The sequence below is a fragment of the Pseudomonas sp. AD21 genome (genome assembly GCF_002878485.1).
Classification (GTDB): Bacteria; Pseudomonadota; Gammaproteobacteria; order Pseudomonadales; family Pseudomonadaceae; genus Aquipseudomonas.
The window spans coordinates 17,337-30,850 of sequence record NZ_NQYG01000013.1; the positions used below are offsets into that span (position 1 = coordinate 17,337).

General features: G+C 57.9%; 12 protein-coding genes. 7 read left to right on the plus strand and 5 right to left on the minus strand.

Translation table 11 applies throughout. The features are described from left to right. Nucleotides 1–41 precede the first annotated feature (41 nt). From PseAD21_RS10715 to map, 5 genes are all read right to left on the minus strand, one after another. A complete protein-coding gene (locus PseAD21_RS10715) occupies nucleotides 42–779 on the minus strand; it encodes a M12 family metallopeptidase (protein ID WP_102355650.1) in 738 nt (245 codons plus the stop codon). 55 nt (nucleotides 780–834) lie between these two features. Next, complete coding sequence (locus PseAD21_RS10720; RefSeq protein ID WP_102355651.1) at nucleotides 835–1,563, minus strand: M12 family metallopeptidase; 729 nt, start codon at nucleotides 1,561–1,563, stop codon at nucleotides 835–837. 529 nt (nucleotides 1,564–2,092) lie between these two features. Then, on the minus strand, nucleotides 2,093–3,295 hold the full coding sequence (gene dapC, locus PseAD21_RS10725; RefSeq protein ID WP_102355652.1) for a succinyldiaminopimelate transaminase: 1,203 nt from the start codon (nucleotides 3,293–3,295) through the stop codon (nucleotides 2,093–2,095). Between the two features lie 210 nt (nucleotides 3,296–3,505). Continuing rightward, nucleotides 3,506–6,208 carry a [protein-PII] uridylyltransferase gene (locus tag PseAD21_RS10730; protein WP_102355653.1) on the minus strand — a complete coding sequence of 901 codons (2,703 nt, stop codon included), beginning with the start codon at nucleotides 6,206–6,208 and terminating at the stop codon, nucleotides 3,506–3,508. Nucleotides 6,209–6,249: 41 nt separating this feature from the next. Further along, nucleotides 6,250–7,032, minus strand: coding sequence for a type I methionyl aminopeptidase (map, locus tag PseAD21_RS10735; protein ID WP_102355654.1), 783 nt, complete (start codon nucleotides 7,030–7,032; stop codon nucleotides 6,250–6,252). Nucleotides 7,033–7,406: 374 nt separating this feature from the next. Between map and rpsB the strand changes: the two genes are divergently transcribed. The 7 genes from rpsB to ispC all read left to right on the plus strand — a co-directional run bounded on the left by rpsB (nucleotide 7,407) and on the right by ispC (nucleotide 13,482). Beyond that, nucleotides 7,407–8,144 carry a 30S ribosomal protein S2 gene (gene rpsB, locus PseAD21_RS10740; RefSeq protein ID WP_003222119.1) on the plus strand — a complete coding sequence of 246 codons (738 nt, stop codon included), beginning with the start codon at nucleotides 7,407–7,409 and terminating at the stop codon, nucleotides 8,142–8,144. Nucleotides 8,145–8,347: 203 nt separating this feature from the next. Then, nucleotides 8,348–9,211 (plus strand): translation elongation factor Ts, encoded by an 864-nt coding sequence (gene tsf / locus PseAD21_RS10745; protein WP_102355655.1) that lies wholly within the window; start codon nucleotides 8,348–8,350, stop codon nucleotides 9,209–9,211. Nucleotides 9,212–9,421: 210 nt separating this feature from the next. Next, nucleotides 9,422–10,165: a UMP kinase gene (gene pyrH, locus PseAD21_RS10750; protein WP_003222124.1), complete on the plus strand. Its 744-nt coding sequence runs from the start codon at nucleotides 9,422–9,424 to the stop codon at nucleotides 10,163–10,165. Then, the gene (frr, locus tag PseAD21_RS10755; RefSeq protein ID WP_102355656.1) at nucleotides 10,162–10,719 is read left to right on the plus strand and encodes a ribosome recycling factor; all 558 of its coding nucleotides are present in this window, start codon (nucleotides 10,162–10,164) and stop codon (nucleotides 10,717–10,719) included. The genes pyrH and frr overlap by 4 nt, the downstream gene beginning before the upstream one ends. A 14-nt stretch (nucleotides 10,720–10,733) precedes the next feature. Next, nucleotides 10,734–11,489 (plus strand): polyprenyl diphosphate synthase, encoded by a 756-nt coding sequence (gene uppS / locus PseAD21_RS10760; RefSeq protein WP_003222128.1) that lies wholly within the window; start codon nucleotides 10,734–10,736, stop codon nucleotides 11,487–11,489. Continuing rightward, entirely contained in the window at nucleotides 11,489–12,295 is an 807-nt protein-coding gene (locus PseAD21_RS10765) for a phosphatidate cytidylyltransferase (RefSeq protein WP_102355657.1), read from the plus strand. The genes uppS and PseAD21_RS10765 overlap by 1 nt, the downstream gene beginning before the upstream one ends. Further along, the gene (ispC, locus tag PseAD21_RS10770; protein ID WP_102355658.1) at nucleotides 12,292–13,482 is read left to right on the plus strand and encodes a 1-deoxy-D-xylulose-5-phosphate reductoisomerase; all 1,191 of its coding nucleotides are present in this window, start codon (nucleotides 12,292–12,294) and stop codon (nucleotides 13,480–13,482) included. The genes PseAD21_RS10765 and ispC overlap by 4 nt, the downstream gene beginning before the upstream one ends. The last annotated feature ends 32 nt before the right edge of the window (nucleotides 13,483–13,514 follow it).

Below are 13,514 nucleotides of genomic sequence, written 5' to 3' on the forward strand. Positions count from 1 at the left end.
TGCCGGAAATATTGATGATTTCAAGTTGAACCTTCTTCCTGTCAGGCTTCGGGATGAGGGTAAGCGGTCGTCATGAATGCCTTGTCTTTCTCGCTGAGGACTGGATTGAGGTATATCTGAAAGTCACCCTTGGTCCAGTTCTGGCGAATGGCGTAATGCATGATGGATTTCGGATCGTAAGGAGAATGGTTGACTTCGCTGGCATCAAGAAGGTTGAAATAAGTCAGGTCTATCCGGCTACGTTCCAGATCACTCGTTGCGTCGAAATGTTGGTAAACAGCTTCCTTGTCCCAGGGAATGGTCATTTCAGGGTGCAAGTGCTCGTGTTCGGCCCCGAGCATGTGACCGAATTCATGGGTGGCCTGGGCCATGAAAAATTTGATTGAAAGATCCTGATCCGGAGACAGATTCAATGTTGCTTCGGTTTGATCGTCAATGGTCAATGCGTCAGTCCCGATCATCGACCAGTAAGCTCCCGGCTCACTGGAAATGCGAATCTCGGCTTCGCCCTCTTCAATGTACTGAACGTTCAGGTTGACGTGAGGTGTCCAATTCGCGAGTGCTGCTTTTGTCGCCTCTTTGAAGGACGAACTGCCGTTCAGAAACCGGATGCGTAACAGGCGACCGGGTGTCCAGAATTTTGTGTGCCGGGCGACGGCACGTTTCCTTCGACTGCCGGTGGCGGTATTGCGATTGTCAGGGTTTTCCCTGATGGCAGTTTCATAAGAGGTATTAACGTCATTTGGCGTGACGAGTTGGCAGGGGTTCAGATTGTCCATAATCAGAAAGCTCCATATATAAAAATACAGGGTGTCAGGGTTTAGGGTTTAGGGTTTAGGGTTTAGGGTAAGCCTTGCGCATATTGCGCCGATCAAGTTTGCTGATCTTGGTGTTAAGTCCCGCTTGCCAATCGCCGACGGTCAACTCGTTGGGAATTACGTAATGCATGATGGACGTCTTGTCGTAAGGTCCGTTCAATGAAGTGTTGGCATCAAACGTGTTGAAAAGATTGTTGTCGACGTCTTCCTTGGTCCATTGATGGTGCAGGTTGAAGTATTCATAAACTTTTGGCACGTCCCAAGGGATGTTGGCGGCTGGGTGCTGATGCTCATGTTGCATTCCCAATGCGTGACCAAACTCGTGGAGCACTGTCGGATCGAACTCCGCATGATCCGGAGCGATCCCCAGCCTCAAGGTGGGCAGGTCCGATGGCACCAAAAGTGCGTCAGTTCCAAGGTATGAATTGGATACGTCGCCCGTTGTGGAAATGCGTATTTCCCCGGCGACGCCATCAACGAACTTGAATGTCAGATTGGTGGCAGGCTCCCATTGTCGGATCAACCTTTCGATACGCTGCTTGAGATTGACAGGCAAGTTTTCCATAAAGCTGATAGTCAATACTCGGCCATGACCCCAGAATTTTTGCCAATTACCAATGGCGCGTTTGCTGCGGGCACCCTGTAAGGAGGGACGTTCGTTGTGAGGGTTCTCGTTGACAGCGACCTGATAAGAAGCTAGTTGATTGTCGGGGTGAATAAGTTTGCATGGGGTGGCGATGTTCATCGGGAGTACCAATATGTATAAAGGCTTGTTGTGAGGGTTTGATGTTTGATTGGTTTTTTAAGGCTAATGTGTTTTGAAGTTGTTGTTAAGTTTGATTCTGATGAATGATGTTGCTTGATGTTGGTAGGGCGTACTTGTGCAATGGAGTGAGGCACGCAGAGCAGAGTAACTGGAAAATTGGGAAAACCCGGTGACAATTTTTGGCGCGGGTATTGCCAGGAAGGAATGAGCCGCCACCACCACCAGATTGGCGATGACGTGCTCACAGAGGTATTGGTTGAGCTGGATTTGAGTGAGGCCCACCTGGGTGCGATCAAATAACCGTGACCCGGCTTATTCGCTCTCCACTACCGGGTGCGGATAGGCCATGCTTTAGACTTTCGTGTTGTTCGTTGGCTTTTGTATGTAGCGGTAAGTTGCGATGGGAAGAGCAGGCGGATAGGCCAGGTGCGGGAAGTTTTAAAGTGTAGAAGTGTATTTCGTTGTTTCATTGTTCTCGCGCGATATTGCATCGCGCGAGAACTGGCGATTAAGACAAGTGGCGCGTAATGAAGTTTTTAATCCGTTCAGCCGCTTCCACACATTCAGCCAATGGCGCAACCAGTGCCATCCGCACACGACCGGCCCCCGGGTTCACACCGTCCACTTCTCGGGACAGATACGAGCCAGGCACCACGGTCACGTGCTCTTCGGCAAACAGATCCCGGCAGAACGCCGCATCATCACCTTGCACATTCGGCCACAGATAGAAGCTGCCATCCGGGCGCTGCACGTCCATCACCGGGCTGAGGATTTCCAGCACCGCGTCGAACTTCTCGCGGTACAGCGCACGGTTGGCGCGCACGTGGACTTCGTCATTCCACGCCGCAACGCTGGCCAGTTGGGTTTGTACCGGCATCGCGCAGCCGTGGTAGGTGCGGTACAGCAGGAAACCCTTGAGGATATCGGCATCTCCGGCGACGAAACCGGAACGCAGGCCAGGCAGGTTGGAGCGCTTGGACAGGCTGTGGAACACCACGCAGCGCTTGAAGTCCTTGCGGCCCAGTTCGACGCAGGCACTGAGCAGGCCTGGCGGCGGAGTCTGTTCGTCGAAGTACAGCTCGCTGTAGCACTCATCGGCGGCGATCACGAAGTCGTGTTCGTCAGCCAGAGCGATCAGTTTTTTCAGCACATCTACCGGGATCAGCGCGCCAGTCGGGTTGCCCGGCGAGCACAGGAACAGGATCTGGCAGCGCTTCCAGATGTCTGGTGATACCGCGTCGAAATCCGGGTTGAAGCCGTTTTCGTCCAGGCAAGGCAGGTAGTGCGGCTTTGCGCCAGCGAGGAACGCTGCGCCTTCGTAGATCTGATAGAACGGGTTGGGGCTGACCACCAGGGCGTCGTCGCCACGGTTGACCACGGTCTGGGTGAAGGCGAACAGCGCTTCGCGAGTGCCGTTGACCGGCAGCACGTTGCGCGCCGGGTCAATCCAGCCGCTCGGCACGCCGAAACGACGCTCGCACCAGCCAGCGATCGCTTCGCGCAGGGCCGGGATGCCGAGGGTGGTTGGGTATACCGCCATCTGATCCAGATTGTTCGCCAGCGCTTCGGCGACAAAGCTTGGCGAGCGATGTTTCGGCTCACCGATCGACAGGGCGATCGGGCGTTTGTCCGGGTTCGGGGTCACGGTGCCGAGCAGGGCGCGGAGCTTTTCGAACGGGTAGGGCTGGAGCTGGTTCAGAGCGTTGTTCATGGATGCCTCGTTCAATGTGGAGAGAACTCCGTGGCGAGGGGATTTATCCCCGATTGGCTGCGCAGCAGTCGCAAAACCATCGCGTGCGGTGTAGCGAATACACCGCGATTGCAGGTTTTTGGGGCCGCTTCGCAACCCATCGGGGATCAATCCCCTCACCACTAAAGCCCCGGGCAGCTATATCTGCCTCCACAGGGATAGTTTGTTAATTCAGATACTGATACGCGAAAGCTTGATATCCGGTTCCTGATTGACGCTCAGTTGTTCGACGATTGCATCCTGCAAGCGGCTGCACAGCAGCGGGTCGGAGAGCGGCTGGTTGTGGGCGTCGGTGATGAAGAACACGTCTTCCACCCGTTCGCCCAGGGTCGCAATCTTGGCGTTCTGCAGCGATAGGTCGAATTCGAGGAAGATCCCGCCGATCCGCGCCAGCAGGCCCGGGCGATCCGGTGCCGTCAGTTCCAGCACCGTCACCGGGCGCTGGGCGTCGTTGTGGATCGTCACCTGCGGCGCAAAGGCGAAGTGCTTGAGCTGGCGCGGCACCCGGCGCTGGATGATCGTCGGGTAATCGTCCGGGTTGCGCAGGGCTTCGGTCAGGCCGTCGCGGATCTGCTTGATCCGTGCCGGGTTGTCACCGATGGATTCACCGTCGTTGTCGAGCACGATGTAGGTGTCGAGGGTGAACTGGCTGCTCGAGGTGATGACCCGGGCGTCGTGAATGTTCAGGTTGAGCTGGTCCATCGCGGCCACGGTCACGGCGAAGAAGTCGTGCTGATCCGGGGCATAAATGAAGATCTGCGTGCCGCCCTCGAACTCGCGCTGGGTGGTTTCCTTGATCAGCACCAGTGGGCCGCCATCGGCCGGCTGCTGCAGGATCGCGTCACTGTGCCAGGCCACGTCGCCTGCGGTGTGGCGCAGGAAATAGTCATCGCCCAACTGTGCCCACAACTGCTCGACGTCGTCCGGGTCGGTGCCGCCGCGCACCAGAATATCCAGCGCCGCGCTCTGGGTCTGGCGAATCTGCTCTTCGCGATCCACCGGGTTTTCCAGACCTCGGCGCAGGGCGCGCTTGGTCTCGGTGTAGAGCTGGCGCAACAGGCTGGCGCGCCACGAGTTCCACAGGGTCGGGTTGGTCGCGTTGATGTCGGCCACGGTCAGCACGTACAGGTAGTCCAGACGGGTTTCGTCGCCGACGGTCTGGGCGAAATCGTGGATCACCTGCGGATCGGACAGATCCTTGCGCTGCGCAGTGGTCGACATCACCAGATGGTTTTGCACCAGCCAGACGATCAGGCGGCTGTCCCACAGCGGCAACTGATGGCGCTGGCAGAACGCTTCGGCATCGACCGCGCCGATGTCCGAGTGATCGCCATGCCGGCCCTTGCCGATGTCGTGGTACAGACCCGCCATGTAGATGAGCTCGGGCTTGGGCAGTTTGGCCATGAGCTTGGCAGCCAACGGAAATTTTTCCGATACCTGGGTGTACTGCAACTTACGCAGGTGCTTGATCAGGTTCAGTGTGTGCGCATCGACTGTATAGATGTGGAACAGGTCGTGCTGCATCTGCCCGACGATGAAACCGAACTCCGGCAGGTAACGCCCGAGGATGCCGTAGCGGTTCATCCGCCGCAGGTTGCGGTGGACGCCGATCTTGCACTTGAACAGCTCGATGAACAGGCTGGTGTTGCGGATGTCGTTGCGGAAGTTGTCGTCGATCAGGTGACGGTTTTCCCGCAGTAGACGAATGGTGTCGGCGCGCACGCCTTTGATTTCCGGCTGCTGGGCCATCAGCACGAAGATTTCGAGCATGGCGAACGGCGTGCGGCGGAATACGTTGTCGTTGCGTGCTTCGATATAACCGTCATGCAGTTGGAAGCGCGAGTTGATCGGCTGCGGCGGCGCTTCGTCTTCCGGGGCGAGGATGACTTCCTCGAAATGCTGAATGATCAGGTCGCTGAGCTGGGCGATGCTCATCACCACGCGGAAATACTGTTGCATGAAGTTTTCGACCGCCTGTTTGGCGTCGTCACCTTCAAACCCCAGCAGGCCGGCAATGGTCCGTTGATGATCGAACAGCAAGCGATCTTCGGAGCGGCCGGCGAGCATATGCAGGGCGTAGCGCACTTTCCACAGAAACTCCTGGGAAGAGGCCAGCAGTGCGTTTTCGCTCTCGACCAGAAAGCCCTCGCCGGCCAGGGCGCGCAGGTTCAGGGTGCCGTATTGACGACGGGCTACCCACAAAATCGTCTGGATATCCCGCAGGCCGCCGGGCGAGCCTTTGACGTTGGGTTCCAGGTTGTATTCGGTGTCGTTGTACTTGTGGTGACGGGCCTTCTGCTCGGCGCGTTTGGCCAGGAAGAACTCCTTGGCCGGCCACATGTGTGCTGTGCTGGTGACATCGAGCATGCGCTGGCGCAGGCGCTCGGGGCCGCAGATGGTGCGGCTTTCCATCAGGTTGGTGACCACCGTCAGGTCGGCCCGCGCTTCCTCGGCGCATTCGTTGACCGAGCGCACGCTCTGGCCGACTTCCAGGCCGATGTCCCACAGCAGCGTCAGGAAACGCTCGATGGAATCGCGGAAAACTTCGTGATCGGCGCTGTCCAGCAGGATCAGCAAGTCGATGTCGGAATAAGGATGCAACTCACCGCGGCCGTAGCCACCGACCGCGACCAGCGCAATGTCGGCGTCTTCGCTCCAGTTGAACTGTTCCCAGGCCTTTTGCAGGATGTTGTCGACGAACCAGGCACGGTCTTCGATCAGGCGACGGATGTCGCGGCCATTGCGAAAACGCGTGTCGAGGACCTCGCGAGCCTGGCGGATCGCTTTCTTGAACGCCGCGATGGGACTCGCTTTCAGGGCCAGTTCAGCCTGGAACTGGCCGCGGTCGAAGAGTTCGGGATCCACCTGCGGCATCGATTGGCTTTCCTTTTATAAGGCTGGGAGCGTTCTTGGGATCAGGCCGAGATGCGCGCGATGGTGTCGTCGGCGCGCAGGGTGAAGATCTCGTAGCCGGTATCGGTCACCAGCAGGGTGTGTTCCCACTGTGCCGAGAGCTTGCGGTCCTTGGTGATGGCGGTCCAGCCGTCGCCCAGCACCTTGGTGTCGGCTTTGCCCTGGTTGATCATCGGCTCGATGGTGAAGGTCATGCCGGCCTTCAGTTCCATGCCGGTGCCGGCGCGGCCGTAGTGCAGGATCTGCGGTTCTTCGTGGAAGACCTTGCCGATGCCGTGGCCGCAGAACTCGCGAACCACCGAGAAGCCGTTCTTTTCGGCGTGCTTCTGGATCACTTCGCCAATGTCGCCGAGGCGGCAGCCGGGTTTGACGATTTCGATCGCCTTGTACATGCATTCCTGAGTGACCTGCGACAGGCGCTCGGCCCAGACCGGTACTTCGCCGACGTGGAACATGCGGCTGGTGTCACCGTGGTAGCCGTCCTTGATCACGGTGACGTCGATGTTCAGGGTGTCGCCGTTTTTCAGCGGCTTGTCGTTCGGGATGCCGTGGCACACCACATGGTTGATCGAAGTGCAGATCGACTTCGGGTAGCCCTTGTAGTTGAGCGGGGCAGGGATGGCCTGCTGCACGTCGACGATGTAGTCATGGCAGATCTGGTTCAGTTGATCGGTGGTCACGCCCGGTTTGACGTGTTCGGCAATCATTTCCAGCACATCGGCGGCCAGTTTGCCGGCGACACGCATGCCAGCGATGTCCTCGGGGGTTTTGAGGTTGACGGTCATACAGGCTCTCTCTGCGCTCGGCGGCGCTTGCTGATACGGATTGGGTGGCAAGTGTTCTTTTTGCGACCCTGAAAAACCCGATTCTAACAGACGAAAGGAGCAAATCCGCGCCTGCGTTCATCGTCTCTCTCTATACAATGGCGTGCCTGAAGGCGATTCCAGGGGGGGCTGCGCCCATGTCCTTGGTGCGATTGCAGATTCCGGGTTCCGTTTCTGCGCACCCTGTGGTATAAAATGCGCCGCTTTCCGGGGATACCCCGAAAAGCTTAAATCCACACACGTGTCGACACGATGACCTGGGTGCTTTTGGCTTTATGCCACTGGTTGGTCATTGGGATACGTGGAGGCCAAACCCGACTTATTAAGGAACTATCATGTCCCAAGTCAACATGCGCGATATGCTGAAGGCCGGTGTGCACTTCGGTCACCAAACCCGTTACTGGAATCCGAAAATGGGTAAGTACATTTTCGGCGCGCGTAACAAGATTCACATCATCAACCTTGAAAAAACCCTGCCAATGTTCAACGAAGCTCTGACTTTCGTAGAGCGTCTGGCCCAGGGCAAAAACAAGATTCTGTTCGTCGGCACCAAGCGTTCCGCTGGCAAGATCGTTGCTGAAGAAGCAGCACGTTGCGGTTCGCCGTACGTCGATCACCGCTGGTTGGGCGGCATGCTGACCAACTTCAAAACCATTCGTGCTTCCATCAAGCGTCTGCGTGACCTTGAAGTTCAAGCCGAAGACGGTACCTTCGCCAAGCTGACCAAGAAAGAAGCGCTGATGCGCTCCCGTGACCTGGAAAAGCTGGATCGCTCCCTGGGCGGCATCAAGGACATGGGCGGTCTGCCTGACGCACTGTTCGTGATCGACGTTGACCACGAGCGCATCGCGATCACCGAAGCCAACAAGCTGGGCATCCCGGTAATCGGCGTTGTCGACACCAACAGCAGCCCGGAAGGCGTTGACTACATCATCCCAGGCAACGATGACGCAATCCGCGCTATCCAGCTGTACATGGGTTCGATGGCTGACGCAGTGATCCGCGGTCGCAACAACGTTGCTGGCGGTACTGTTGAATTCGCAGCTGAAGAAACTCAGGCTGCAGCTGAGTAATTGACGCCCTGGCGTTGACTCAGTAAGCAAAAAGGGGGCTTGGCCCCCTTTTTGCCACCTCGAAAACCGTTTGTTGGCGCCCACTTGTGGTGGCGCACCCCCTGCATCTGTAACGTGCGGCGGGTACAAGGTGATTCGGGAAGAATTGAACGCCCGTTCGATCGGGTGGAATGGTTGAAAACCTATCCAAGAGGAATTTGAAAATGGCAGCAATTACTGCAGCGTTGGTTAAAGAACTGCGCGAGCGTACCGGCGAAGGCATGATGGATTGCAAGAAAGCCCTGGAAAAGGCTGACGGCGACATCGAAAAAGCCATTGATGACATGCGTGCTTCGGGCGCGATCAAGGCTGCGAAAAAGGCTGGCAACGTTGCCGCTGAAGGCGCAATCGCAATCAAGGACGACGGTAAAGCTGCCGTTATCCTGGAAGTGAACTCGCAGACCGACTTCCTGGCCCTGCAAGACGACTTCAAAAACTTTGTTGCTGCCAGCGTTGAAAAAGCCTTCGCTGACAAGCTGACCGACGCTGCTCCGCTGATCGCTGCTCAAGAAGCCGCTCGCGAAGCACTGGTTGCCAAAGTAGGCGAGAACGTCAACATCCGTCGTCTGACCCGTATCGAAGGTGACGTTGTAGGTTCGTACCTGCACGGCAACAAGATCGGTGTTGTTGTGGCTCTGAAAGGCGGTGACGTCGAGCTGGCCAAAGACATCGCGATGCACGTAGCTGCAAGCAACCCTGAGTTCCTGCTGCCTTCGCAAGTTTCGGCTGAAGCGATCGAGCGTGAAAAAGCTGTGTTCCTGCAGCTGAACGAAGAAAAAATCAAAGGCAAGCCAGAAAACATTGTTGAGAACATGGTCAAAGGCCGTATCAGCAAGTTCCTGGCAGAAGCAAGCCTGGTTGAGCAGGCGTTCGTCAAGAACCCTGAAATCAAGGTTGGCGAGCTGGCCAAGAAAGGCGGCGCAGAAATCGTTTCCTTCACTTACTACAAAGTAGGCGAAGGCATCGAGAAGCCGGTCGACAACTTCGCTGAAGAAGTTGCTGCCCAGCTGGCTGCCGCCAAGCAATAAGACGGTTTTTCAACTGTCGCCCGAAAGAGGCTGCCCGCTCACGCGCGCAGCCTCTTTTCAGATGGGGTTACCAATTTTTAATTGGTTTCCGCTTGGAACTGACTTACAAAGCCATGTTCCGATGGCGCTGAAGCAGCGCCAAGCTAGAGTGAACGCCAGCTGTAAACAGCTCGCAAAGAATTTTTAAATACGCCGCAGGAGAGATTCGCAATGGCTCAGCAGGGCAGTGGTTATCAGGCTCGCTATAAACGCATTCTACTCAAGCTTAGCGGCGAGGCCCTGATGGGCTCGGAAGAGTTCGGGATCGATCCGAAGGTACTGGATCGCATGGCGCTGGAAGTCGGCCAACTGGTCGGTATCGGCGTACAGGTCGGTCTGGTGATCGGCGGTGGCAACCTGTTCCGTGGCGAGGCCTTGAGCAAGGCTGGCATGGATCGGGTAACAGGCGACCACATGGGCATGCTGGCCACTGTGATGAATGCTCTGGCCATGCGCGATGCGCTGGAACGTGCCAATATCTCGGCCATCGTGATGTCGGCCATTTCCATGGTTGGTGTTACTGATCACTATGATCGTCGCAAAGCCATGCGCCACCTGAACTCCAAGGACGTCGTGATTTTCGCGGCCGGTACCGGTAATCCGTTCTTCACCACGGATTCGGCAGCCTGCCTGCGTGCAATCGAAATCGATGCCGACGTTGTTCTGAAGGCGACCAAGGTCGATGGCGTCTACACCGCAGACCCGTTCAAAGACCCGCATGCCGAGAAGTTCGATCATCTGACTTATGATGAAGTGCTGGATCGCAAGCTGGGTGTAATGGATCTGACAGCTATTTGCCTGTGCCGCGACCACAAGATGCCGTTGCGCGTATTCAACATGAACAAGCCGGGCGCCCTGCTGAACATCGTGCATGGCGGCGCTGAAGGCACCCTGATCGAGGAAGGTCAACAATGATCAACGAAATCAAGAAAGACGCTCAAGAGCGCATGCAGAAATCCCTGGACTCTCTGGCTCATGCATTTGGTCAGATTCGTACCGGCAAGGCTCACCCAAGCATCCTGGGCAGCGTGATGGTGCCGTACTACGGCGCAGACACCTCCATCACCCAAGTGGCCAACATCACTGTAAAAGACTCGCGCACCCTGCAAGTCGTTGCCTTCGAGCGCAATATGCTCGCGGCAGTCGACAAGGCCATTCAGAGCGCTGGTCTGAACCTCAACCCGACCAACCTTGGCGAGTTGCTGCTGATCTCCATGCCTGCCCTGACTGAAGAGACCCGCAAGGGCTTCACCAAGCAGGCGCGCAGTGCCGCCGAAGACGCTCGTGTTGCCGTGCGCAACATTCGTCGTGACGCCTTGGGCGAGCTGAAGAAGCTGGTCAAGGATAAAGAAATCAGCGAAGACGAAGAGCGTCGTGCTGCAGCCGACATTCAGAAAATCACTGACAAGGCTGAGGCTGATATCGATGCGGCCACCAAGGCAAAAGAAGCGGATCTGATGGCCGTATAAGGGTCGAGTTTTAAATGGACAAGACCAAGCAGTCTGCGCCGTCCGCGGTGCCGCGCCATGTCGCGATCATCATGGATGGCAATAATCGCTGGGCGAAAAAGCGCTTTATGCCGGGTGTCGCCGGTCATAAAGCGGGTGTGGATGCTGTGCGGGCGGTAATCGAGGTGTGCGCTGAGGCCAAGGTTGAAGTGCTCACCCTGTTCGCCTTTTCCAGTGAAAACTGGCAGCGCCCGGCCGATGAAGTCAGTGCCTTGATGGATCTGTTCTTCAAGGCGTTGCGTCGTGAGGCCAAGCGCCTCAACGACAACAATATCAGCCTGCGCATCATTGGCGATCGCTCGCGCTTCCATCCTGAACTTCAGGCGGCGATGCGCGAGGCTGAGGCCATGACGGCCGGTGCCAACCGTTTCATTCTGCAGATCGCCGCCAACTACGGCGGTCAGTGGGATATTGCACAGGCAGCGCAGCGTCTGGCGCGTGAAGTTCAGGCCGGGCATCTGCGTCCGGAAGACATCACTCCGGATCTGCTGCAAACGTGTCTGGCGACCGGTGACCTGCCGCTGCCGGACCTGTGCATCCGCACCGGTGGCGAGCACCGCATCAGCAACTTCTTGCTGTGGCAACTGGCGTACGCCGAGTTGTACTTCTCCGACCTGTTCTGGCCGGACTTCAAACACGAAGCCATGCGCACTGCGCTGGCCGATTTCGCTTCGCGTCAGCGTCGCTTCGGTAAAACGAGCGAGCAGGTCGAAGCTGGAGCCCGGGTTTAATGCTTAAACAACGAATCATCACTGCGCTGATCCTGCTACCGATCGCTCTGTGCGGGTTTTTCCTGCTCGAGGGTTCCGGTTTCGCGCTGTTCATCGGTCTGGTCGTAAGCCTGGGCGCCTGGGAATGGGCGCGTCTGGCGGGCTTTACCGCGCAGTCGTTCCGTGTCGGCTATGCCGCTGTCGTCGCGCTGATGCTGTTCGTCATGTACGTCCTGCCGAGCCTCGCCCCTTGGGTGCTGGGCGCTTCGGTGCTGTGGTGGGCGGTGGCGACGTATCTGGTGCTGACGTATCCGCGCTCGAGCGAGCACTGGTCCACGGCGGCCACCAAACTGGTGATCGGCTTGCTGATCCTGCTGCCGGCCTGGCAAGGGCTGGTGCAGATCAAACAGTACCCGCTGGGTAACTGGCTGATCATGGCGGTGATGGTGCTGGTCTGGGGTGCCGACATCGGTGCCTATTTCTCCGGCCGTGCCTTCGGCAAGCGCAAACTGGCGCCGCAAGTCAGTCCCGGTAAAAGCTGGGAAGGCGTTTACGGTGGTCTGGCGCTGAGTCTGGTCATTACCGCTGTCGTCGGCCTGGTTCGTGACTGGACCGTGGGCGAGTTGCTCAAAGGCTTGATCGGTGCTGCGCTGATCGTCTTCATTTCGGTGGTGGGCGACCTTACCGAAAGCATGTTCAAGCGCCAGTCCGGTATCAAGGACAGCAGCAACCTGCTGCCCGGTCATGGCGGTGTGCTTGATCGCATCGACAGTCTGACCGCTGCGATTCCGATTTTCGCTGTATTGCTGTGGATGGCTGCACCGTGAGCGGTCCTCAACAGATTACCGTTCTGGGGGCTACCGGCTCGATCGGTCTGAGTACCCTGGATGTCATCGCTCGTCATCCTGAGCGTTATCAGGTTTTCGCGCTGAGCGGCTTCACGCGCCTGAGCGAGTTGCTGGCCCTGTGCATTCGCCATGTGCCGCAGTTCGCGGTGGTGCCCGAAGTGGCTGCGGCTCGCGGTCTGCAGGATGATTTGCGAGCGGCTGGCCTGCCCACTCGCGTGCTGGTAGGGGAGGAGGGCCTGTGCCAGGTCGCTTCCGCGCCAGAAGTCGATGCCGTGATGGCGGCCATCGTCGGTGCTGCGGGCTTGCGCCCGACATTGGCAGCGGTGGAGGCTGGCAAGAAGATTCTCCTGGCCAATAAAGAAGCGCTGGTGATGTCCGGCGCGCTGTTCATGGAGGCCGTGCACAAGAGCGGCTCGGGGCTGCTGCCGATCGACAGCGAGCACAACGCGATCTTCCAGTGCATGCCGCAGGATTTTGCCCGTGGGCTGGGCGCCGTCGGCGTGCGGCGGATTTTGCTCACGGCGTCGGGTGGTCCTTTCCGGCAAACGCCGATGAGCGAATTGGCGCATGTTTCGCCGGATCAGGCGTGTGCGCACCCGAACTGGTCCATGGGGCGCAAGATCTCGGTGGACTCGGCCAGCATGATGAACAAGGGCCTGGAGTTGATCGAGGCTTGCTGGTTGTTCGACGCCAAGCCTGCGCAGGTCGAGGTGGTGATCCATCCGCAGAGTGTGATTCACTCATTGGTCGACTATGTGGATGGTTCGGTGTTGGCGCAGTTGGGTAATCCCGACATGCGCACGCCGATTGCCAATGCGCTGGCCTGGCCTGAGCGTATCGACTCGGGCGTGGCGCCGCTGGATCTGTTTGCCGTTGCGCGTCTGGATTTCGAGGCGCCGGACGAAGAACGCTTCCCGTGTCTGCGCCTGGCGCGACAGGCGGCTGAGGCCGGCAACAGCGCACCAGCCATGCTCAATGCGGCCAACGAAGTGGCGGTCGCGGCGTTTCTCGACGCACGCGTGGGTTATCTGGAAATCGCGAGTATCATCGAGGACGTGTTGAATCTCGAGCCTGTGGTTGCGCTGGAAGATCTGGATGCGGTGTTTACCGCAGACGCGAAAGCGCGGATTCTGGCCGAACGATGGCTGAGTCGTCACGGCCGATAGCCGTTGCAGGACCCTGGCGTCACGCGACACTG